Source organism: Butyrivibrio sp. VCB2006 (genome assembly GCF_000420945.1).
In the GTDB taxonomy this organism is placed as follows: Bacteria; Bacillota; Clostridia; order Lachnospirales; family Lachnospiraceae; genus Butyrivibrio.
On the sequence record NZ_ATVX01000018.1, the window covers coordinates 1 to 24,675 of the forward strand.

Annotated in this window: 19 protein-coding genes and 1 rRNA gene; 18 read left to right on the plus strand and 2 right to left on the minus strand. The window is 39.4% G+C overall.

Annotated features, from left to right (window positions below; translation table 11 throughout):
• The 10 genes from G613_RS0114590 to G613_RS0114635 form a co-directional block, all read left to right on the plus strand.
• Window positions 1-246: ribosomal RNA gene (locus G613_RS0114590) — 23S ribosomal RNA — on the plus strand; the annotation flags it as partial.
• Window positions 247-530: 284 nt separating this feature from the next.
• Complete coding sequence (locus G613_RS0114595) at window positions 531-1,430, plus strand: chemotaxis protein (RefSeq protein WP_029233318.1); 900 nt, start codon at window positions 531-533, stop codon at window positions 1,428-1,430.
• Between the two features lie 108 nt (window positions 1,431-1,538).
• The gene (locus tag G613_RS18820; RefSeq protein ID WP_029233319.1) at window positions 1,539-2,357 is read left to right on the plus strand and encodes a hypothetical protein; all 819 of its coding nucleotides are present in this window, start codon (window positions 1,539-1,541) and stop codon (window positions 2,355-2,357) included.
• Window positions 2,354-4,849, plus strand: a complete 2,496-nt coding sequence (locus G613_RS18165) for a hypothetical protein (protein ID WP_029233320.1) — start codon at window positions 2,354-2,356, stop codon at window positions 4,847-4,849. Before G613_RS18820 ends, G613_RS18165 begins: the two co-directional genes overlap by 4 nt.
• A gap of 36 nt (window positions 4,850-4,885) precedes the next feature.
• A complete protein-coding gene (gene hisH / locus G613_RS0114610) occupies window positions 4,886-5,503 on the plus strand; it encodes an imidazole glycerol phosphate synthase subunit HisH (RefSeq protein WP_029233321.1) in 618 nt (205 codons plus the stop codon).
• A gap of 17 nt (window positions 5,504-5,520) precedes the next feature.
• The gene (gene hisF / locus G613_RS0114615) at window positions 5,521-6,282 is read left to right on the plus strand and encodes an imidazole glycerol phosphate synthase subunit HisF (RefSeq protein WP_029233322.1); all 762 of its coding nucleotides are present in this window, start codon (window positions 5,521-5,523) and stop codon (window positions 6,280-6,282) included.
• Window positions 6,283-6,313: 31 nt separating this feature from the next.
• Entirely contained in the window at window positions 6,314-6,991 is a 678-nt protein-coding gene (locus G613_RS0114620; RefSeq protein WP_029233323.1) for a uracil-DNA glycosylase, read from the plus strand.
• An 87-nt stretch (window positions 6,992-7,078) separates the two neighbouring features.
• On the plus strand, window positions 7,079-8,368 hold the full coding sequence (locus tag G613_RS0114625; protein WP_330361466.1) for a diaminopimelate decarboxylase: 1,290 nt from the start codon (window positions 7,079-7,081) through the stop codon (window positions 8,366-8,368).
• 75 nt (window positions 8,369-8,443) lie between these two features.
• Entirely contained in the window at window positions 8,444-10,120 is a 1,677-nt protein-coding gene (locus G613_RS0114630) for a DUF6020 family protein (protein WP_155828103.1), read from the plus strand.
• Window positions 10,104-10,982: a tyrosine-type recombinase/integrase gene (locus G613_RS0114635; RefSeq protein ID WP_029233326.1), complete on the plus strand. Its 879-nt coding sequence runs from the start codon at window positions 10,104-10,106 to the stop codon at window positions 10,980-10,982. Before G613_RS0114630 ends, G613_RS0114635 begins: the two co-directional genes overlap by 17 nt.
• 47 nt (window positions 10,983-11,029) lie before the next feature.
• Here G613_RS0114635 and G613_RS0114640 read toward each other — a convergent pair whose 3' ends face one another.
• Both G613_RS0114640 and G613_RS0114645 read right to left on the minus strand, forming a co-directional pair.
• The gene (locus tag G613_RS0114640) at window positions 11,030-12,058 is read right to left on the minus strand and encodes a 3-deoxy-7-phosphoheptulonate synthase (protein ID WP_029233327.1); all 1,029 of its coding nucleotides are present in this window, start codon (window positions 12,056-12,058) and stop codon (window positions 11,030-11,032) included.
• Between the two features lie 97 nt (window positions 12,059-12,155).
• Window positions 12,156-14,096 (minus strand): TaqI-like C-terminal specificity domain-containing protein, encoded by a 1,941-nt coding sequence (locus G613_RS0114645; protein ID WP_029233328.1) that lies wholly within the window; start codon window positions 14,094-14,096, stop codon window positions 12,156-12,158.
• A gap of 99 nt (window positions 14,097-14,195) precedes the next feature.
• On the opposite strand from G613_RS0114645, the gene G613_RS0114650 reads away from it, so the two are divergent.
• From G613_RS0114650 to glgA, 8 genes are all read left to right on the plus strand, one after another.
• Entirely contained in the window at window positions 14,196-15,734 is a 1,539-nt protein-coding gene (locus tag G613_RS0114650; RefSeq protein ID WP_029233329.1) for a hypothetical protein, read from the plus strand.
• 20 nt (window positions 15,735-15,754) lie between these two features.
• Window positions 15,755-17,257, plus strand: a complete 1,503-nt coding sequence (locus tag G613_RS0114655) for a hypothetical protein (protein WP_029233330.1) — start codon at window positions 15,755-15,757, stop codon at window positions 17,255-17,257.
• 10 nt (window positions 17,258-17,267) lie between these two features.
• Window positions 17,268-17,900, plus strand: coding sequence for a C39 family peptidase (locus G613_RS18825; protein ID WP_196805069.1), 633 nt, complete (start codon window positions 17,268-17,270; stop codon window positions 17,898-17,900).
• A gap of 49 nt (window positions 17,901-17,949) precedes the next feature.
• The gene (locus tag G613_RS0114665; RefSeq protein WP_029233332.1) at window positions 17,950-19,800 is read left to right on the plus strand and encodes a C1 family peptidase; all 1,851 of its coding nucleotides are present in this window, start codon (window positions 17,950-17,952) and stop codon (window positions 19,798-19,800) included.
• 312 nt (window positions 19,801-20,112) lie between these two features.
• A complete protein-coding gene (locus G613_RS0114670) occupies window positions 20,113-20,442 on the plus strand; it encodes a hypothetical protein (RefSeq protein WP_029233333.1) in 330 nt (109 codons plus the stop codon).
• Between the two features lie 362 nt (window positions 20,443-20,804).
• Complete coding sequence (locus tag G613_RS0114675) at window positions 20,805-22,007, plus strand: cobalt-precorrin-5B (C(1))-methyltransferase (protein WP_029233334.1); 1,203 nt, start codon at window positions 20,805-20,807, stop codon at window positions 22,005-22,007.
• 64 nt (window positions 22,008-22,071) lie between these two features.
• Window positions 22,072-23,169 carry a tryptophan--tRNA ligase gene (gene trpS, locus G613_RS0114680; protein WP_029233335.1) on the plus strand — a complete coding sequence of 366 codons (1,098 nt, stop codon included), beginning with the start codon at window positions 22,072-22,074 and terminating at the stop codon, window positions 23,167-23,169.
• Complete coding sequence (gene glgA / locus G613_RS0114685; RefSeq protein ID WP_029233336.1) at window positions 23,166-24,611, plus strand: glycogen synthase GlgA; 1,446 nt, start codon at window positions 23,166-23,168, stop codon at window positions 24,609-24,611. The genes trpS and glgA overlap by 4 nt, the downstream gene beginning before the upstream one ends.
• The last annotated feature ends 64 nt before the right edge of the window (window positions 24,612-24,675 follow it).

The window sequence follows — 24,675 nt, forward strand, 5'->3', positions numbered from 1 at the left end:
GTACGAGAGGACCGGGATGGACGGACCGCTGGTGTATCAGCTGCATCGCCAGATGCATAAGGCTGGGTAGCCACGTCCGGAAGGGATAAACGCTGAAGGCATCTAAGCGTGAAGCCCCCCTCAAGATGAGATATCCCTGGCTTGTCCAGTAAGACCCCTTAGAGAGTATGAGGTTAGATAGGCACAAGGTGTAAGCACGGTAACGTGTTCAGCTGATGTGTACTAATAGGTCGAGGGCTTATCCAAAAAGGTTAGGAACAAGAGAAGAGGTTAGGATTTAGATAATCAGTGTTCGGTTTTGAAGGTACAAAATAGTATAAATTTAAACGAAATTTGAAATATATAAAATACTTATAAATGAAATCTTAAAAGACGGTCAAATGGCCGTCTTTTTCGTTTTTTTATATTTATTTTCAAAAAACTATGCTATACTAAATGAGGATATTTAAATAATTTTCAATCGGTTTTATGTTAGTTTTTATCAATAAACCCTATGAAACTCAACTATTCTAATTTCGTGAGGTGAGAGAATGGAATCAAAGATCTTGCTTGAAAGTGGTAACAATGAGTTAGAAGTTCTTGAATTTAAAATCGATGATCATTGCTATGGAATCAACGTAGCAAAGATTAAGGAGATTATTGTTTATCAGGAGGTTACTCCTGTGCCAAACGCGCATCCTAGTATTGAAGGCATTTTTATGCCACGTGATACTATGATCACAGCAATTGATCTTAGAAATTGCTTACAGCGTGGCGCTTCTAAGGCTGGTGGCCTTTTCATTATCACTAATTTCAATAAGCTGGATATTGCTTTCCATGTAGATTCTGTTGTAGGAATCCATAGAGTTTCATGGGCTGATATTATTAAGCCTAACGCTACAATTTCAAAGGCAGAAGAGAGTATTTCTACCGGTATTATCAAATTTGAAAATCAGCTGATCATTATTCTTGACTTCGAGAAGATCGTATCTGATATTAACCCTAATACCGGACTTAATATGGATGCTCTTGGAGATATTGGTGCAAGACCTCGTAATGAAGTACCTATCGTTCTTGCAGAGGATTCACAGCTTCTTAATAAGCTTATCGTAGATTCGCTTAATAAGGCTGGCTATAATAATGTTAGACACTTTGAAAATGGTAAGCTTGCATATGATTACATCAAGGGATGTAAGGATCGAAACGAGCTTGATAAGATCAAATGCATTATTACAGATATTGAGATGCCTATTATGGATGGCCATAGACTTACTAAGCTGGTTAAGAGCGATGATGCTACCAAGGACATACCGCTTATCATTTTCTCATCACTTGTTAATGAGGAAATGAGAAGAAAGGGCGAATCTTTAGGAGCAGACAGACAGCTTTCCAAGCCAGAGATTGGTAATCTTGTTTCTGTAATTGATGAACTTGTTAATGCGGGCGGTTGATACTGACTGACTAAAACTCCCCTTAGGTGACTTCAGTTTACATATAATGTGTCTAACTGTTTCACTAAGGGGAGTATTTTTTTACATTATTATTGGAGCATTGGTAGTATGGAACAAAAGCTTTCAGAGCTTATTAAAGCTTCGGATCTATGCATCATAGGAATCGGAAGCGAATGGAATTGGGTTAAACAGGGGATTTCTAATGATTGTAGATACAATCAGATAATTGAGTATTGTAAACATGAGGGTAATCAATGGCTTCTACCGATCGTAGAATTCGAATTCGCCTATTATAATAACGACAACAGAATAGAAGAAGCTTATAAGGGGCTAAGAAAGCTTATTGGCGATAAAAAATATTTTCTCGTAAGCGATATTTTTTTACAGGATGCCCTTATGTATGGCTTTGACTTGGACAAGGTTGTGTATCCTTGTGGGAATTATATGTATCTGCAGACATCAAACAATAGTGATGAACTTGTGGAAGCACAGAAAATTCCTGAATTTATGGATATTGTAGATAGTATCCATAAGATAATAACAGAACTTGATGGAAATCTTGGTGAGGATAGTTCATTTTCAGGACCTTTTTTACACGGAAAAGAACTTTATCTTAACCAAAAACGTACGGAATATAGTAAAATAATATATAACGAGAGTGCATATAAAGGAAGATGGGATGAGTACATGCAGTATCTGGCAAGGACGCTAAATTCTAATCTTCTTATTTTGGAGCTTGGAGTTGGACTAGAATATCCAACTGTTGTCAGATGGCCTTTTGAAAAGGTTGTGTTCATAAATAAAAAGGCTCATTTAGTAAGAGTTCACGAGAAATTATATCATCATACACCAGAAATTGGAGATAAGACTGATTCGGTGCAGATGAATTCAGTTGATTATATTTTGCAGGAGAGCAAAGGGTTATGAGTTCTGACGATGAAAAATATCTCGACAGTCTTCTAAATTCCGCACAATCAAATAATGACCCCGAATCTGCTCTTAGCAGAATGTCACCTAAGGCTAAGTCAGCGGGAATGAACCTTGATCCCAACCAAAGCGAATCAGGGGATATTGGTGAGCTTGTTAATAACTCCAGTGGCAATGATGATTTAAATGAAATTGGAGAGTTATTAAATAGGCTTGATAGTGGTGAAATAATTGATGACAAGATGTCTGATCTTCTTGATGGTATCGAGTCAACAACAGATCCATCGATTCCTCTTTTTACAGTCGGTAATGAGCGTTCTGCTCTTGATACCAGAGATCCTGAAGAAATTGCCCTTGATGAAGCTATAGCTGATGCCGAAAGAATGGAAGCTGAGATTCAAAGTGGCAAGTTCAATGATGTTCCTGTAGCGGATGCTACACCTGCTCCCATAGTTGATATTGAGGAGGGCGATGACGCTCTTTTAGAGATGGCTCCGGAGATAATACTTCCAGAGGATAATGTAGTTACGCTTGAAAATGGTGGCACTTCTGATGCTAATGAATCACCAGAGGAAATATTGACAGATTTACTGGATGATATGCCTGGCGATAGCCTGACATCTGTTCCGGATGAATCAGTAGAAGATAGTCTAAGCGATGTTCTTGACAATATCCAGGAAGAATCCGGGGATATTTCAGCAAGTCTTGATGTGATGGAGACTGCCACAAGTAATACTCTTGAGAGTATAGATACCCTTGATAATATTGATGACCTTTCTTTAGATGATATTGAAAAAGCTATAGATGCTGTAGGCGGTGCCTCATTGGCCGATGAAGAATTAAGCTTGGAGCCTGAGTCTCAGGAAAAAAAAATTGAGAGTCCCGGTGTTAATTCTGTTGTAGAAGAATCGGAGATAGGGGATCTGTCACTTGATGAGCTTTCCCTTGAAGAACCAGCATTAGAAGAACTTGCATTAGAAGAAACTGCACCACAGCCGGAAGAGAGTTCGGAAATGGAAGCTGCTCCTGAAATAGCACTTGAAGAAAGCAGCTTAGAGGATATGGACATTCCTGATATAGAGGATATCAATCCTGAAGTCGCAGAGGCAGGTTCAGAAGCTGAGGCAGGGGCTGACGGAGCAGCGGATGCAGGTGAAATGTCTTTAGACGGCTTTACTCTGGATGGCGGAGAGCCGACAGACGATATTTCACTTGAAGAGATGGAAGCTCAAATCCCAAGTGATAATGTTTCTGAAAGTGCGGAAGAAAATCTGGATGATGAATTTAGTCTGGATAACATGGAAGCAAGTCTTGATAATCTTTTAGGTGAAGATATCAATGTCGATGATTCAACACTTGGCGAGGTGGCAGAGATAGCGGGACTTGAAGATGCTCCTTCTTCAGAAGATGGGCCTTCAGCTGAAGGTGAAGACGTATCAATGCCTGATCTTGACGCATTGATGAATAGCCTTGCCAATGATGAAATCGAAGATATAGAAAGTACAGCAGCCCAGGATGAAGAAGCGGGTGTAGCTGAGGAAGAAGAAATCCCTAAGGAAGACATTCTTGAAGCCCTTACTGAAGAAGGCTTTGATGATGGAGCAGAGGAACCTTCTCTTGATGATCTAGCAGCTATTCCTGAAAGAAAAGGCGGCGGAGATGATGGAGAAGACTCCGGAAAAGGCAAGAAGGGAAAGAAGGAGAAAAAAGAAAAGAAGGGGCTTGGAGCTCTTTTTGCAAAACTGTTTAAAACTCTTACAGAAGAGGATGAGGATAATGAAGGCCTTGCCAGTCTGACTGATGAGAACCAGACTGTACTTAATGAGCTGGCAGGTGAAGAAAAGCCCAAGAAAGAAAAGAAAAAGAAAGAAAAGAAACCTAAGAAGGAAAAGCCTCCTAAAGAGAAGAAACCTCCGAAGGAGAAAAAGCCGCCTAAGCCAAAGAAAGAGAAAAAGCCTAAGGAGCCAAAGAATCCCGGTGCTCCGGAAAAGGTAATGTCTCCTAAAAAGATTGCTATTTCAGGCATATTTGCAGCGAGCATAGGAATATTCTTTATGATTCCCGTACTGGTTCTGCCTGACAGAATAGCAAATGAGAAGGCTGAGAAAGCTTACACTCACAGAGAGTATACGACTGCATATAAAATGCTTTATGGCAAGAAAATGACTGAGGATCAGACTGTAATTTATGAACAGTCAAGAGTACTTGCGTGGGCAGAGAGGTATTTATCCGGTTACCAGAACTATGTTGCCATGAATATGGAAGAGGAAGCTCTTGATATGCTACTTATGGGAATGCGCAATAAGAGTGATCTTTTGGAAGAGGCAGCTAAATTCAATGTTGAAAATCAGGTTCAGAGTGTGTACGATAGTATAGAATCGTTGCTTTCAACAAATTATGGATTATCGGAAACAGAAATATCTGAGATCAATTCTATAAAAAAGGAGAGAGACTACACCATCAGACTGATGGAAATTGTAGGAACTCTGTAGAGGGCATCGAACTTTATATTTGGAGGATGATGCCACATGGTAGCTATTATTGATTATGATGCAGGCAATATTAAGAGTGTAGAAAAGGCGTTTTCTTATCTCGGCGCAACTACTGTTATAACCAAAGATCCTAAAGAGATTCTTAAGGCTGACCATGTAGTACTTCCCGGCGTAGGTGCCTTTGGCGATGCCATGGGCAGAATAAATGAATACGACTTAAAAACCACAATTGATAGTATCGTGGCTAATGAAACCCCATTTTTGGGAATATGCCTGGGCCAACAGCTCTTGTTTGATTCAAGTGAAGAGTCAGAAGGAGTAAGTGGCCTGGGCATTTTACGTGGAGAAATAGTAAGTATCCCCAAGACTGATGAAAAGGGTAATAGTTACAAGATTCCTCAGATTGGCTGGAACAGGCTTTCATTTCCACGAGAGGGCAGACTCTATAAAGGAATAGATGAGGGGGCGTATGTTTACTTCGTTCATTCCTATTATCTGAAGGCGGCAGACAGAAGTATTGTAACGGCAACTACTGACTATTCAGTTACGATAGATGCTTCAGTTGAATCAGGTAATGTATTTGCATGTCAGTTCCATCCGGAAAAAAGTGCTGATGTAGGAATGCAGATTCTTAGAAACTTTCTTGATGTTTGATTTGGGAGGATGAGCTGATGCTGACAAAACGAATAATTCCATGCCTTGATGTTAATAATGGCAGAGTAGTTAAGGGTGTTAAATTTGTTGATCTTATAGATGCAGGAGATCCGGTTCTTGTTGGAGAGGCCTATTCCAAAGCCGGTGCAGATGAACTTGTCTTTTTGGACATAACAGCATCTAATGAGAGACGTGCTACCGTAGCAGATATGGTAAGAGAAGTTGCCAAAAAGGTATTTATTCCTTTTACTGTAGGCGGCGGAATCAGAACTGTTGACGATGTGAGAGCTATTCTTAGAGAAGGCGCAGACAAGGTTGCTGTTAACTCAGCTGCCATAGACAGACCTCAGCTGATTGCAGAAGCGGCTGACAAATTTGGCAGTCAGTGCGTTGTTCTTGCTATAGATGCCAAGAGAAGAGCTGACGGAAGCGGATGGAATATATACAAACATGGTGGCAGGATTGACATGGGTATCGACGCCATAGAATGGGCCCAAAAAGGTGTGGCTCTTGGAGCAGGAGAGATTCTAATCACCAGTATGGACTGCGATGGTACCAAGGCCGGATATGACATTGAGCTCACCAGAAAGATAGCCGAGGCAGTTGATGTCCCTGTTATAGCATCCGGAGGAGCCGGAACTATGGAACACTTTTATGATGCTATTACAGAGGGCAAGGCAGACGCTGTTCTTGCTGCATCTTTATTCCACTTCAAGGAAATGGAAATATGTGACCTTAAGAAATATTTAAGGGATAGAGGCGTATCCATAAGATTATAAAAAAATGTGTAAACGGAAGGTTTATTGATAAATGGCCATGATTTCAAATGACTGGCTCCCGGCGCTTAGCGAGGAGTTCCATAAGGATTATTACAAGAAACTATTTGAGTTTGTGAAGGAGGAGTATGCGACACATGTAGTATATCCGCCTTCTGACGATATATTTAATGCACTTCATCTTACACCACTTAAAGATGTGAAAGTTCTCGTATTAGGACAGGATCCCTATCACGAGCCCGGACAGGCTCACGGCTTATCTTTTTCTGTCCTTCCGGGAAAAGCAGATACACCGCCATCACTGGTTAATATATATAAAGAGCTAAGCGATGATATGGGATGCTATGTTCCAAATAATGGCTATCTCAAAAAATGGGCAGACCAGGGTGTTCTTATGCTTAACACCGTTCTTACTGTTCGTGCACATCAGGCCAATTCACACAAGGGAAGAGGATGGGAGAACTTTACGGATGCAATTATCAGGGCAGTCAATGAACAGGACAGGCCTATTGTGTATATGCTTTGGGGGAAACCTGCCCAGATGAAAAAGAGCATGCTTAATAACCCTAAGCATCTGATTCTGGAAGCACCTCATCCCAGTCCACTTTCTGCTTACAGAGGGTTCTTTGGCTGTAAGCATTTTAGTAAGTGCAATGAGTTTCTTGAAAAAAATGGTGTAGAGCCTATAGATTGGCAAATTGAGAATATATAATTTTACTATTGCAATTTGATGCTTTAATATGTTAAAGTCTATATTAAATTGTATAAAATATATGGAATACTTGAGGAGAGCTATATTATGAAAAAACCGTTTGTTACCAAAGAACAGGTTGAGAATATCGTAAAAGATTTTCCGACACCTTTTTACTTATATGACGAAAAAGGATTAGTAGACAATGCTAAGGCTGTATATGATGCCTTCTCATGGAATAAGGGATTTAAAGAGTATTTTGCTGTTAAGGCAACTCCAAACCCTGTGCTTATGGACATTCTAAAGGGAATTGGTTGTGGCTTTGACTGCTCTTCACAGACAGAACTTATGCTCAGTGAGGCAGTTGGCGCATGCGGAGCCGACATTATGTTTTCTTCAAATGATACTCCGGAAGAAGAGTTTGTCTATGCGGATAAGCTCGGAGCTATAATCAATCTTGATGATTTTACTCATATTGATTTCCTTGAAGAGACTATTGGCAAGATTCCTGAAACTATATCCTGCAGATATAATCCGGGCGGAGTATTCAAGATGAGCAATGGAATCATGGATAATCCAGGTGATTCCAAGTACGGAATGACTAAAGATCAGTTGTTTGAGGCTTTTAAGGTTCTTAAGTCTAAGGGAGCCAAAAACTTTGGTATTCATGCATTTCTGGCAAGTAATACAGTGACTAACGAGTATTATCCGATTCTTGCAGGTCAGCTCTTCGAACTTGCTGTAGAGCTCCAGAAGGAAACAGAATGTAAGATAGCGTTCATCAATCTTTCTGGTGGTGTTGGTATTCCTTATCTTCCTGATCAGGAGGGGAATGATATCAAAGCTATCGGTGAGGGCGTAAAAGAGCAGTTTGAGAAGATTCTTGTTCCTGCCGGAATGGGTGACCTTGCTATATTTACCGAAATGGGCAGATTCATGATGGGACCTTACGGAGCTCTTGTGACTAAGGCCATCCACGAGAAACATATTTATAAAGAGTACATCGGAGTTGATGCCTGCGCTGTAAACCTTATGAGACCAGCTATGTATGGGGCATATCATCATATTACCGTTTTAGGAAAAGAAAATGCACCTTGCGATCATGTATATGATGTAACAGGCTCACTTTGCGAAAACAATGACAAATTTGCCATTGACCGCAAACTTCCTGAGATTGAGATGGGAGACTATCTTTTTATTCATGATACAGGCGCACATGGCTTCTCAATGGGGTATAATTATAATGGTAAGCTTAAATGCGCAGAGCTTTTACTTAAGGAAGATGGTTCAGTAAAGCTAATTAGACGTGCTGAGACAGCAAGAGACTACTTTGCTACATTTGATTGTCTCGACATTGCAGATAAGCTTGACCATATAATGGAGAGCGAGAGGAACTAATCTGTGAAGCATTCTACAGATTCTGATGTAAAAACTATAAAATGTATCTTGGCATCTTTTATGGGATGTTGGGCTTTGCAGAAAATATCAGGGATTACCGTTAGAAACCCTCTAACGGTAGTCTTTTTTGTGCTTTTATTATATTTATCAATTATACAGGACAAACAGAGAGCTTTAGGAAATTGGATTTCAGTAGCTCTTTCTGCTACGACAACTCTATTATTTAGAAATAGAATTACAGCTGCCTTTGATAACAGACTATTCCAAATACTCAGCTTAGCAATTGTATTTGTGGGATTATGCTGTGTATTTTATATATGTTTTGGATTTCCAATCACTATTATCAGAGGGGAAAAAAGAACTAATGCAGGCCGGGAAATACAAAAACTGTTCCTAAATACTAAGCCAGCATTTGGCGGAACAAGAGCAGTACTTATTATTGCAGCTATCTGTTTTCTTTTCTGGCTTCCATATTTTCTCTATGAGTATCCCGGAATTATGACGGCAGATTCTCTTGTGCAGTATGCCCAGTTTGCAGGAGATGAGCCTGTTTCCAATCATCATCCGATCATACACACTCTTTTGATTAAACTTTTTCACGATATTGCCATGGGAATAACGGGAAATCCCCAGATCGGTATTGCTTGCTATACCTTGTTTCAGATGATTTTTATGGCTGTTTGCTGTGGAATATTGATATGTCATATCAGGTCAAGGAAGCTTCAGATAATAGCCTTATTATTCTATGCTCTGGTGCCATTTAACGCAGTATTTATGGTCACTGTTTGGAAGGACATTATATGTGCCGGCCTTACAATGCTTCTTTTGTGCTGTGTTATTGATTTAAGGCAGCGCCAGGAATTATCTATACGGCTTTGGGTACACTTTGTGATACTGTCTATACTATTTTCTCTGTTCAGATCTAATGCCTGGTATGCATTTTTAGCCTGGGTGCCATTTTTACTGATAGCCGTTAGGAAGAATATAAAAAGAGCAGTCTGTTCTGTGGCAATTATTATTCTGGTAGTTGTTGCCTTAAAAGGCCCTGTTATGACAAGTGCAGGGGTTGCACAGCCTGATCTAGTAGAGTCACTTTCTGTGCCTGTTCAGCAGATTGCAAGAATGATGGTGGATGATAGAAAGCTTGATGAAGAAGATCTAAAGCTTATAGAGGAAGTAATAGATACTACTTATATCAGAGAGCTCTATGCAGCTGATTTTGCTGATAACATCAAGGAACTTGTAAGAGCAGGTCACCCTGAGAAAATAGAAGAAAACAAATTTGAATATTTCAAATTGTGGTTCAGAATAAATGCAGAGAATCCGGGAACGTCCGTCAGAGCCTGGTACGACCTTAACGGAGGTTATATCAACCCTGATGTTTCCATTAAGGTTGGCGAAATAGACGGAATCATGAATAATGAATTCGGTTTATTCTGGGATCCTAAGATTGGCGGAAAACTAGTTGTTAAGGGCAAGGAGATAGCACTTAAACTTGGGGATTTTGTACCTTTGTACGGCATGTTGTGGAGCATTGGTACTTATACTTGGCTTTTGATCATTGCCACAGGCGTATGCATATACAAGAAAAGACCTATACTGGGTAAAGTTCTTTTACTATTTCAGGTGGGAACCCTTCTTATTGCGGCTCCTGTAGTGGATTTCAGATATGGCTACGGTATAGTCATGACTATGCCTTTATGGCTACTATATAATTGGGGAAAAGAAACAGAGTATGCAACAGCAGATTGACGAGTTTGGACTTTATCTTGGCACTGTCAAGAAAATGAAGGATAATACCATAGCTTCATATAAAAGAGACCTGCAGAGAATGGTCTCTTACATGAATGGCAGGGGAGTTACGTCTATTTCTGATGTGACAGAGGACAGGCTATTTGCTTACGTTAATTCCATGCAGGAGGAACATTGTGCCAATAGTTCGATTATTCGAAGTCTGTCGTCGATAAAGGCTTTTTTCAGGTATCTGCTTGAAAATGGAAATATTGAAGAAAATCCGGCGGAGACCATTAAGGCTCCAAAGGCAGAAAAAAGCATGCCCAGGATCATGTCCACCTATGAAGTTGAAAGCCTTTTGTCTCAGGAATTTTCCAATGACGCTATAGGCAAAAGGGACAAGGCAATACTTGAACTTCTCTATGCAACAGGTCTTCGTACCACGGAACTTGTAAATCTTGAACTTAAGAATATCGATATGAGTCTTAACTGCATAAGACTGGGGGATGACAGGGTTATTCCATATGGTAAAAAAGCAAAGGAAGCCCTTAACGAATACCTCCTTTATGCTAGAGACGAGATGATACCTGACTCAAACGAAACATTCCAAAAGGTTTTTGTAAACTATAAGGGAATGCCCATGTCCAGACAGGGACTTTGGAAGCTTATCAAAACCTATGTAAAAAGAGCCGGTATTGATAAGGATATTTCACCCTTTGTTTTAAGGCATTCTTTTGCCATGCATCTTATTGAGAATGGAGCTGATGTAAGTGCAGTGCAGGAAATGATGGGATATAACGATACTTCTACATTATCTAAATATGCCAGAGTCAAGGGCAAGAATAAGGACCCATATGAATGGGCAAGAATAAGGAACTAAAATAGGCGATAGCTGAAAAAGAGCTATCGCCTAATATTATGCTTATATTATACAAGGTCTGCCATCTCGAGAATGAGTCTTTCTGTGTCAGCCCATCCAAGACAAGGATCTGTAATGGATTTTCCGTAAATTCCTTCGCCTATTTTCTGGCTTCCTTCCTCAAGGTAGGATTCAATCATGACACCCTTAACAAGGGACTTGATGTCAGGATTGAGACTTCTGGAGTGAAGAACTTCCTTGGCAATTCTGATCTGTTCCTTGAACTGTTTGTTTGAATTATTGTGGTTACAGTCAATAATAGCAGCAGGATTGACGATTTCTCTCTGGTTATAAAGCTGGAGAAGAAGAGATAAATCCTCGTAGTGGTAGTTTGGAATTGACTGTCCGTGTTTGTTGCTTGATCCTCTAAGTACGCAGTGAGCAAGAGGGTTTCCGTTTGTCTTAACTTCGTAGCCTCTGTAAACGAAACAGTGGGACTGCTGAGCAGCATATACAGAATTAAGCATAACAGAAAGCGTTCCGCTTGTTGGATTCTTCATTCCGGCAGGAACATCAAAACCGCTGGCTGTCATACGATGAGCCTGGTCCTCAACTGATCTGGCACCGATAGCCACATAAGATAAAATATCTGCTACATATCCCCAGTTTTCAGGGTAGAGCATCTCATCAGCGGCAGTAAGGCCTGATTCATCGATTGCCTTAAGCTGCATATGACGCATAGCAATAAGACCTGCATGGAAATCTGTCTTTCCTTCAGGATCAGGCTGAGAAGTAATACCCTTATAACCTTCACCTGTAGTACGAGGCTTATTGGTGTAGATACGGGGAATAAGTATGAGCTTGTCCTTAACCTTGTCATTGAGCTTGCCAAGGCGTGAAACGTACTCGCATACAGAATCCTCGTTATCAGCTGAACATGGTCCGATAATTACAAGAAACTTATCGCTTTTTCCTGTGAATGCATCGGAAATCATTTTATCTCTTTCTGTCTTGATGGCTGCGGATTCCTTGGTTAACGGAAATCTTTCCCTAATCTCATCGGGAGTAGGGAGCTTCTGTATATATTCAAAAGACATCTGGTAATCCTCCTAAATACATAAATCTTTTGATACTATAGTACTTTAAATCGTAAAAGTAAACTATAATCATAATATATTTTTTTTCAATAAATAATCAGAGTGATTCTATGATTTTTACTTCATTAGAATATAAATTATATAGTCTGTTGATGGAATAATCCAGTCTTTTTACTACATTATTATCAGGCTCCAGACCATTGTTATTTGCACTTTGAATTTCCATGGCGAGACTAGAGATTTCTGACCTGGTTTCCTTATCGCATACTGGAATAGGTAGTTCTTCCAAAACGGAGCGAAGAACCTTCATGTTCTTACAGGTATGTCTGTAGTAGAAGCTTATAGCTTCTGAGTTAAGAATGGCCATGATATAGGCACTGCTGTAACCTGCTATATGCGGAATGATAATATTAGCGCTGTTCAAGGACAAAAGCCCCTCTGTATCCATTGCAATTACAGGTTCGCCTGCAATAAACTTATAAAAGAGCTTATCCTTGGCACGATAAAATTTTTCAGGAGCAACCTGCTGGTATTTGCTTTCATCAAATATGGTATAGGAATTACCTATGCTTATCCGATACTTAGAAATATCTTTTCCCTTGATAATGGGTTCTGAGCCTTCTACAGGCTTATCGGTAAGTACGGACGAGTTAGAACCGGTCACAATTCCAAGAGCAAAATCAGCATTCCCTTTGAGAGTAAAGTGGGGGATGGATCTCATCTTTTCAATAATCGCAAACTGATTTTTATCTGCAAGAATATGCATGTTTTCTACACATATCCTTGATCCGGGAACCTGAAAACTTCTTATTAAAGTAAGCTTATTTTGGAGCTTTGAGCTCTTTTTGTAAAAGGATGAAGTAATCATTCTGCCAACTGAGTATTTAGCGACACTCATTATAATAGAAGGGCATTGTACCTTATCAAAAACTTCTCCAAGGTAGATTATACTGTCAACATGTGAACAGCTTAGAATAAATTCTCTTATTCCATAGTGATAATCTGATTCCAAAATTGTCTCAGGAAGTAAGAAGGTAACCTGATTACTGATCCCAAGTGACTTTTCCAGGAAAAGAGAAAATGATTCAGGCTTGCCGCTTCCGTCAAAGCAGGAATAGTTTTTCTTGATAATACCGGTTTCTTCTTTTGTAAATACATATCCCCAGGGTGGATTGCCAAGAACTACATTAAAGGATTTGTTAAAAGAAGAATCTCCCAATATAAAATCTTGGGCAGATACATTCTGCATAAGGATAGAAAGTTCCCTTTCAGTATGAATCTGGTATTTTATGGCCAAATTGATCCTTGCCAAAGAAATAGCTATTTCGTCTATATCGCAACCATGAATACTGGAAAGAGGTATTTCTTTAGGGAGTCTTATAAGGAAATTACCGGTTCCGCAGGATGGATCCAAATAGGATTTATGCAGAATATCGCCATCATTTAAAGTATCCAGAGCTTTGGTTATAAGCTCGTCCACAACGAAATATGGGGTGTAGTATGCCCCGGTGGATTTTTTGTCCTGAAGACCTCGAAGTGATAAATACAGCATTCCAAGGGTGTCCTCTTCAGGAATATATGTTAAAGGATACTTATTGGTTATAGATGAAACTACATCAATGCCTTCTTTTGAATTGGTAAGAGCAGTCTGCAAAGCACTGATGATATCCTTTGACAGACCTGCATTTTCCATTATCTGGGCACTATAACTATAAAGAATGCTGTTTGTACTATATTTTGAGATGTCTCTGTCACAAATCAGAGACTTAATTGTTTTATAGTTAGGAGATGAATTTGGAATATAAGACTTTGGAATAAAGTTAGTAGTCTGTCTTGATTTGTTTCGCCTTGATCGTAGGGCATCAGATGTATCAAGAGATAAAAGAGCAGCTTTAACATCGCTTTTTTCAAGCCAAAAAGAAGCACCTTTTTTGGTGCCTTTGATCTTGCCAAGCTTTATCCAGTTTTTGACGGTAGCAGGGCTTATTCCAAGGATGGAAGATGCCTCATTTACCGATATTTGCTCGCTTTTTTCCATAGATATAATTATCCGAAAATGCAGGCTAAAAGTAAAGTATTAATTGACTATATGTGATATTATGGGTAGTGCTGTTATCTAAATAAAAGAGGTTAAGGTTTGAGAAATAACGAAGTAAATAATATAAATAACAGAATAACTGAAGATATGAAACAAAAGAATAAGAACAGCGGGGTTAAGAAGGTATTAAAGATAATACTTCTGGTAATTCTTGTTCTGAATATTTCTGCTGTGATTTTTGCGGTAATCAATATTAAAAAGACATCTATAATGCGTAATCACAAGGGTATTACGCTTATTAAGGAAGCTGATTATACCCCGGTAGATAACCCCAGAATATTTATTGGCGACAAGATAATTTACAGCGAGACCGGAGCTTTATATGAAGGCTTAAAAGGCGACAGCTACATGTACGTTAGTTTGAATTATGATTCGACTATGGCTGCCATTACCATGGATGAGAAGCTGTATTTTATAGATGGATATCTTGATCCCGTACTATTGTGTTCTGATAGCTCCAGCAGGGGGATAATCAGTAAGAGAGCGCCCTATGTCCTTTACAACGACATGGACGACACAAAGTGCTTGTGTGTCTATGATGCCAAGAATCATGAAAAGATTCAGCTTGCTACAGGCTATGCGAGAGTTTATGACAGTGCCATTTCTTCCAATGGTAAATATGTAACATATTATGACAGGGAAAATGGAATGCTCATTAAGAATATAGATAATCCCGAGGAGTATACAAGGATATCCGGAAAAAGATTTGATGCCCTTGCGATCTCTTCCGATGGAAAAAGAGCCTTCTATTCTTTATATGATGATTCCACATACTTCGTGTTCTATTATAATGACGGAAATTTAAACGAGATTTCCAGAGGAAAACATAGTGATTTTGTCATAAATGATGATTGCACCGAAATAATCATCGAAGATATGTATGCCACAAGATTTTATGGTTCCACTATGGACTACAGTGTGGAAATAATGGATTCGAGTTTCTTTGGATTTCTTTTCTGCAAGGAAGCAGTAGGAGTTGACAGCAAACATAGCGGAGTGAGAATGGTAGATTATCCGACGCTTAAGGGCTGCGTTTTAGATACGGTTAAGGGTGATTTCTACTTTTACGATCCTGATATACCTGCTAATGATTTGGGAAATCATAGATATTATGATCCGATATATTTTGATGATGGGAAGGTTTATTACCTTTATATGGATAGTGACAATTATCTGGTTAGAATAGTCAACGATGGCAGGGAGTGCTATGAAGAAAGAATACCTGAGATAGAAACTACCATCAGAACTTATACAGCAAACATTGATCTGTCTGAAATCTATTACATTGACAGAAAAGACAGACTATGGATCGATGAAAATGGCGAAACAAGAATGCTTTATGAAAACGCAGGACTTGATTATTATATCTTTTATGATAAGTACAGCGGCAGAGTATTCTTTATCGACGATGATTGTCTATGTTCTATCAGCAAAAACGGCGATGATTACAGGGTTGAATTTGATGGAGCCAACTATATTTCAACTAACTATTATGACTATGAGGATTTTGTGGTCTTTTCAAGTGATGTGGACCATAGATATATGAGAATTTTCGGAAATTACATGGAGCGAAATTAAGAAGAATGTTTTTGGGGACAATGAGTAAGAAAAAAAGAAACAGAATAAGATTCTTTCTTGTTTTGGGAATAGCGTTGCTTTTTGTGGGAATACCTGTAGGCTTTTCAGCATCATATAAGGCTAAGCACAAAAAGACAACGTCTGAAGAAAGCAATATAAACAGCAGTATAACCATTGTGGAAGCAGCAACTATCAAAGATATTTCAGAACCGAAGCTGTTTGTATCGGATAAAACAGTATTTTGCGAAAACGGAGCTGTTTACGAAGATTTTAATGCCTGTACCAATGTCTATGTAAGCTATAGCTACGACAGAACAAAGGCTGCAGTAACAGCTGACGATATGTTGTACTATATTGACGGGAATCTTCGCCCTGTCAGGGTTACCAGAAAATGTAAAAGCTATGGAATGATGGGGAAAAACGGAAGGTACATCCTGTATTATGATGAGGTAGAGCATGGCCTGTATAGGTTCGATACATATTCCCAGAAAAAGACTAATGTCACCTATTCATATTCATGGATTGAAGAAGTGGCCTTTTCCTTTAATTCAAGATATGTTTCCTCTTATGATTTTGCTGTTAAAAATTTAGTGATTTCTGACACAGATGATAACAACAGGCATAAAATCGTTTCCGGGCAAGAACTTGAAGGAGTTGCCGTTTCTGTTGAGGGTGATCAGGCTTTCTATAGGTATTCCGATGGTAATTACAAGACATTATACAGTTACCACGACGGAGAACTAAGCAACGTGTATTATGGCAAGAACTATAGATATGTTTTTACAAAAGACTGTAGTGAAATATTCATATATGGTGTCGATGGCCTTTGGTACTATAATACTAGTATGGAAAAGGCAGTGAAAATTCTTGATGAGAATGTTGAGAAGCTTCACTTTGCAAAAGAAATTTCAGGTACACATGCGCCTATTGCTGACAGACAGTACATCGATAGCGATACATTAAACTGCTGCTTTATTGAGGCTGAGAATTATTGCTATTATTATACAGATGCAAATAGAAAACTGATAACTGTCGGTGATAAAAACTATGTAGACTATTACAGTTTTGATGGCGATTCCTTCAATTATCTGCTTCAGAATTATAATCATATATATAAGGGCCGTATATATAATGGGCATTTGGAAGAGGACCTTTATGTGGAAATTGAGTATCCCATTAGAAGCTATGCTGCCAACGATGACCTTTCAATAATATGGTTTGTAGACAGAGACTATGGTCTTCACAGATATAAGGACAATTATATCGAGGATTTAGGAAGAATTTCGGAGTCGGACTATACACTTAAATATGTCTCCAGTGACAGAAAATTGTATTATTTTGATGATGACATCCTTTTTTCTGTAGATGAAGATACTGATGAAATCAAAAAAGAGTATGACAACTGCGTAAGAACAAGCACCACAAATTTGAAGTATAATGATTTCATAAGATTTACCACTAAGAGTGGAGACAGCCTGGTTGAGATATATGGCAACATAGTTAAACTTAATGATCGAAAGTGACCTTAGAGATATGAAAAGAAAACCCTACGGCGGAATCAGTAATATATCTAAATATCTTTTGGAACAGTACGGACAGCGAGGCGTTCTTGTAAAAAGAGGACGCCCCATTGTTATGAACCATAAATCCATGCTTGAGATAAGCGGACGAAAAACCAGAAACTGCTCAGTTGTTGCGGTTACAAGAGTTATTGATTATTACCGAAGGACCATGAAACTTCCGGGAATTCCAGAGGATATAAGGGAACTTTACAGGGACGTGGAAGAAATTGCCGAAAGCTACTGTTATAACGATAAGATTGGCACTATACCTTTTTTTATCTCGGGAATAGCCAGAGAGTCTTTTGCAAGGTATGGAATCCAAACCAAGTGCAAGGGCGTGTATATCTGGACCTTTGAAAACCAGGTTGTAAAAGAAATATCTGCTGGCAGACCTGTTATCATGAACATAGCAAGGGGCTATTACAAGGATCATACTGTTGTGGTGGCGGGCTACAGCATATGGAAAGTCGGAGATAAGCTATATCCCATGCTAAGGGTAATAGATGGCTGGAGAAGCGGATATTATTATATTGACTACGAGGCCTTTGCTAAAGATATATCTCAATCAATATTTGGTTCTTTTAACACTATTGTTGTAAAATAAATTATCGGTAAAACGCTTATTTGTTTATTGAAGAGATGAGGGGCTTTGCATGAACAAGAAAGTGATAATTGCGGTAGGTGTTATTATTGTTATCTTAGGCGCTGTAGGCGTATGTTTTTATTTCTATGTCAATCCCAAGAATGCTAATTCATCAAGAAGAGATGGTCAGGTTGTGGCTTCTACAAGTGCAGAAGATGACCTGAATGCTGTAAACGGAGAACTTGATGAAAACTATCAGCAGGGAGGCAGTAATGGAGCCGACAGTGAAGCGGCCAAACAAAGAGAGCAGGACGACAGTGCTCTTTATTCATCATTACAGTCTATGGGGGCTACAGAGCCTGTTTCAGAATCTGTCGAAAGCGTTGAAGTAATTCTTTTGCCTGAAGCTATCAGCATTGCTGATGGTGATCCCGGGCAGTTCTACGGAAATGACGACTTTAGTGATGTTGTGCCTGTAGACATTCATTCTTTTTCAAGAGAAGATATTCCCACTAAATATGATTCTAGAAATGTTGACGGAAAGAGCTATATAACTGATATTGAAGACCAGGGATATACTTCTTTGTGCTGGACCTATGCTGCTCTTGGTGCTATAGAGAGCGATCTTTTATTGCACAATGAGAGTTTATCGAGGGATGAACTTGATCTGTCTGAAAAACATCTTGCTTACAGTAACATGCATAGGGCCAACGGATCGGTGAATGGGTATATTGACGGAGACTACCGCGAATTTGTTAATGCTGATAATGAAGAAGGTGCCTGGATTTTTGATTATGACACAAATTATGTGGCAACCGGGGGCGTGGCTGACTTCTGTATAAGTCTTTTAACTGCCTGGAAAGGACCTGTATCTGAGAAAGGAAGTAATTCCTTTAAGAGTCTGTATGGGGAAAAGAATCTTTTTAAGGATAATGCTGATGTGCCATCGGACATCTATGAAAGTGAATATCATGTTCAAAATGTATGCGAGGTTCCGGCAGGCTATTCAAATAATACTATGATCAAGCAGATGATAATGGAACACGGAAGTGTAACTGCGGGAGTCTATGCAGATGACAGATTCTGGAAGAGCCATAATTCTACACTCTATGCAGATTTTGGCACAGAAGAAGCTCCTACGGCAAACCATGAAGTTTTGATCATTGGTTGGGATGACGAGTACAGCAAGGACAACTTTACAATTAAGCCAAAGGAAGACGGAGCCTGGATTTGTAAGAATAGCTGGGGCAGTAAAAATGGCATAGAAGGATGTTTCTATTTGTCTTATTATGATCAGACCACAGGAAGAAATAATGTGGCGGCTTATTCATCGGCTGTTCCGGGGCAGGAAAGTTTCTATGACAACAATTATCAGGCTGCGGGCTTTTTGACCTACATGGTTAGCACATATGAAGACTCAGAGAATTATGTGACAACATATAGTAGTTCCGTTAATCCATACGGTATGCTTTACAAGGCCGTAGGCGATGAGACCATGAAAGCGATAGGTCTTATGGGACTTGAAACCTATCAGCAGTATGAATTTGATATATATGTAAATCCGGAAAATGACGGAGAGATAATAGAGTTTGCTAATTTGAAAAAGCCGGATCTGACAATGAAAGCTTCGGCTATAAGCGGTGGATATCATACCTTTGAACTTCCGGAAGAAATAGAGCTTGCTGCCGGAGATGAGTTCTTTATTCTGGTAAGGCCGGTTACAAGCGGAAGACTTATATATGAACCAACTGTGGACTCTATCAGTAAGCCTAACTATGATGAGTGGAATAATCTGACGGGAAATGTTCATAATAACTATACCGCCAGCGGATGCAGCTTCTATATAGCTTCTGATGGTACAGGCCTTGCAAGACAGGATGATAAGGACTTTTTTGTAAAGGCATATACAGTAAATAGGTGAGAGTAGACATATATCGAAACAAAAAAGAGACGGCCAAGCGGTCGTCTCTTTGAATTTTTGGGAGGAGGGCTGTTTAATGGGGAGTTAAACAGCCCAGGTATGAAAAAAGTTTTGTTGGGGGAGTGAGAATTTTTATTCTCACTATATATATCGGTGGAGGTTGCAAAAACTTAACACTATAATGACTATTTTTTTATGGTAAATAATATACGAAATAACGAACAATATTTTGTGCAGTAATGTCAGAACGAACGTTTGCAAAATGATTGAAAGTGTGTTATATTGTGTTTGATATTAAGAAAGGCACAAGATATGGCTAAGAATATAAAAGAAGTAGATGAGATTAGTACAACAGATAAATTAAAGGCTTTTAAGACACTTAAGGATGCAGGTCTTAGAGTCGAATTTAACGGCAGCGGTGTTCCTACAGTTGTTTGTGCCCGTGTAGAAGATATGGACAAAGAACTGAAGAATGTTAAGAAGCTTCTCAAGGAACTTAGATACAACGGCAGCTTTGGTGTTAGAGGACCAAGGAAGAGCGATTCCAATATTATTGAGGATGAGAGAGAAACTGCTATGAGTCCTGTAATCGATGAGGATGCAGTAGAAGTGACAGAGAGCTCAGAAGTATTAACAGCTTAACTTTATATTGAATAGACATAATAAAACCACCTATCACTAGGTGGTTGTTTTTTTGGGAGGAGGGGTCGACCAGTGGGGAGCCGATCGACCCGGTATGAAAAAAGTTTTGTTGGGGGAGTCAGAAGTTATTCACTTCTGATAGTATATATATTAGTGTCTAAATTTGGACAAAATATGGACGATTTATAAATTAAACATAAAGTAAATCGAAATAATAAATAACTAGACACGATATATAGTTAATTTTGCAATAATTCTTTTGGAAACACACGAAATATTGTATAATTAAAAGTGTATATCATGTTGTAGTAGCTATTCACAGACACATAATGTTGTGGTTTTGCTAATTTGAGAGGCTTTATATGGATCGATTTACTGTTCAGACTCCGAATAGTTTACTTAGCCCTGCTTCATCCGGTGACTGCATGGCAGCTGCCGCATTGGCTGCAGCCAGCGACCTGATCTTCAGGATCAGATTTGACAGCATAACTGTAAGCCACGGTAGTGCAAGCAGAAACATAGAAGTTAAAAGGATTGACGAAAACTGCACAGGCAGACAGTCTGAGTATTCGTGTGTTGTAGAAGGCGCAGCTCCGCCGGACATCAAAGATAGGGCAGAAATCCGCGTTAATGTCTCTTATATAGACGATATTTCCAGGGTAAGCGAGAATGCCCATGTTGATACCAGATTTGCCAATCTCTTCATGGTTGGCGGCGAGGGAATAGGAACAGCCATGGGAAATCAACCAGGATTTCTTAATGGAGAAGCTTTAATTGATAAGAATGTTCGAAATACCGTTTTTGAAACGGTGGCTGATGTATGTGAGATTTCAGATGGAGCTCAGCTACTTCTTATCACTGTGAGCTGCCCGGAAGGAATGATGATAGCGGCAGGAAATGCCATGGGTCAGACTATGTTCACAGGCGGAATATCCATTATCGGAGAACACGCCACACTGCCCAAGATTCATCAGAGAGAAATTACCGAATCAATTGACAGACAGATAAAAATGCAGGTAGAACAGGGAGTTACAAGTGTTTTGGTTGCTCCGGGAGGCTACTGCGCTGATAAAATCAATAATGAGCTTCATGTGCCGCTTAATACAGCTGTTTATTGTTATAACTACCCGGGACAGGCTATTGATACCTGTGCTTCTCTTGGAGTCACCTACATGCTTCTTGTGGGCAATGTAGGTAAGCTGGTTAAATTGGCTGCAGGTATTACAAATACCAATTCATATGCTTCGGATGGCAGAAGAGAGATATTTGCTGCCCATACAGCTATAGTTGGTGGAACATCCAGTCAGGTCAGAACAGTGATGAGCTGTCTTACCTGTGATGAGATACTGAATCTACTGAATAACTGGGGACTTAGAGACAGAGTAATGGCCAGTATCATGCATTCTATCAGCGAATACGGCAGTATCAGAAGCCATAGAAGGCTTAATCTTGCTGTTGCGCTGTTTTCGGAGGAATTTGGACTTCTGGGATACACACAGAACACAAAAAATGTTCTGATTAAGGTTTCTCAAGAACAATTTGCATTGTCACGTAAGCTAAAATAGAGTATTCTATATTAGATACTATTTTGAATAGTAAAAAGTTTTGCGTTTAGGAGATATTGGGGAAATGAGTAAGATTATTTTGACTGGAGACCGCCCTACAGGAAAGCTTCACGTAGGTCATTACGTAGGCTCTCTTCGCAGAAGGGTTGAGCTTCAGAATTCTGGGGAATTTGATAAAATTTTTATCATGATCGCTGATGCGCAGGCTCTTACTGATAATGCTGACAACCCAGAGAAGGTTCGTCAGAACATTATTGAGGTTGCGCTGGATTATCTTGCGGTAGGTCTTGATCCTGCCAAGTCTACACTGTTTATACAGTCACAGATTCCGGAACTTACAGAGTTATCTTTTTATTATATGAACCTTGTTACAGTTTCAAGACTTCAGAGAAACCCTACTGTTAAGTCTGAAATTGCCATGAGAAACTTCGAGACAAGTATTCCTGTTGGATTCTTTACATATCCTATCAGCCAGGCTGCTGATATCACAGCATTCAAGGCTACTACAGTTCCTGTTGGTGAGGATCAGGAGCCTATGCTTGAGCAGTGTAAGGAAATCGTAAGGAAGTTTAATTCAGTTTATGGTGAAGCTCTGGTTGAGCCGGAAATTCTTTTACCTGATAATGCTGCATGCCTCCGTCTTCCTGGTATTGACGGTAAGGCCAAGATGAGTAAGTCTCTTGGTAACTGCATCTACCTTTCAGAGGAACCTGAGTCAATTCAGAAGAAGGTTATGAGCATGTTCACAGATCCTAATCACCTTAGAGTCGAGGATCCAGGCCAGGTTGAAGGTAATCCTGTATTTATTTATCTTGATGCCTTTGCCAAGGATGAGCATTTTGCAGAATTTGCTCCTGATTATGCTAATCTTCAGGAGATGAAGGGTCACTATTCAAGAGGCGGACTGGGCGATGTTAAGGTTAAGAGATTCCTTAATAACGTTCTTCAGGCTGAGCTTGAGCCTATCCGCAATAGGAGAAAAGAGTTCCAGAAGGATATACCTTATGTATATGAGGTACTTAGAAAGGGAAGCCAGGTAGCTGAGGAAGTTGCTGCACAGACACTTGCTGATGTAAAGAAAGCAATGAAGATCAACTATTTTGACGATAAAGAACTTATAGCTATGCAATCTGCAAAGTATGAGGAGAATGGCGACTTATGAAAAACATCCTTTTTGTAGCTTCTGAAGGAGTACCATTTATAAAAACTGGTGGACTTGCTGATGTAGTTGGATCACTTCCTAAGGATATCGACAAGAGATATTTTGATGTTCGCGTGATTCTGCCACTATATAAATGCATTAATCAGCAGCTCAAAGAGAAGATGGAGTATATATCCAATTTTTACATGGATTTCCATTGGAAAAATGAGTATGTAGGTATCTTCAGAGCCGAAGTTGATGGAATTAAGTACTATTTTATTGATAATGAGTTTTATTTTAACGGGATGAAGCCTTATGGAGATGATGTTCTCTTTGAGATTGAGAAGTTTGCGTTCTTCTCAAAGGCAGCACTCTCAATTCTTCCTGTTATTGATTTTAGGCCTGATATCATCCATTGCCATGACTGGCAGACCGGTCTTGTTCCCGTATATCTCAAGGAGAGATTCCAGGGCAGCGAATTCTACAGAGGAATTAAGGCCATTATGACAATTCATAACCTTAAATTTCAGGGCAAATGGGATATTAAGGCTGTTCAGGATATTACAGGACTTCCTGATTATTATTTCACACCTGATAAGCTTGGACTTTTCAAGGATGCTAACCTTCTTAAGGGCGGTATTGTTTATGCAGATGCCATTACTACAGTTAGTAAGGCTTATGCAGAGGAAATCAAGACTCAGTTCTATGGTGAGGAACTTGACGGACTCCTTCGCGCTAGGGCTAATGACCTTAGAGGTATTGTAAATGGTATTGATTATACTGACTTTAATCCGGAGACAGATAAGTATATTCCATATCAGTACAATGCTATAAACTTCCGTAAAGAGAAGGTTAAGAATAAGAGAGCACTTCAGAAGGAACTTGGTCTTAAGGAAGACGACAAGTGCATGATGATCGGTATTGTATCAAGACTTACTGATCAGAAGGGCTTTGACCTTATTAACTATGTTCTTGATGAACTTTGTCAGGATGCTATCCAGCTTGTTGTGCTTGGTACAGGAACTGAGCAGTATGAGAATGCTTTCAGACATTTTGACTGGAAGTATCACGATAAGGTTTCTGCAAATATTTATTATTCAGAGCCTATGTCTCATAAGATTTATGCTGCATCTGATGCATTCCTTATGCCATCACTGTTTGAGCCTTGCGGACTTTCACAGCTCATGGCACTTAGATATGGTACTATTCCGATTGTGCGTCAGACAGGTGGACTTATTGATACTGTTGAGCCTTACAACAAGTTTGAGAGCACAGGAACCGGCTTTGGATTCCTTAACTATAATGCTCATGAGATGCTTGGAACCATCAGAGAAGCTGAACATGTATACTATGATCAGAAACGTGAATGGAACAAGATGATCGACAGAGCTATGGCAGTTGACTTCTCATGGAAGGTTTCCGCTGAGAAGTACCAGGAAATGTACGACTGGTTAAAACCATAATTCGACAATAGGACGGCAGAATTAGTAAAGAATTGCTCACAAGATTTCAAGCTTTGCTCATTTC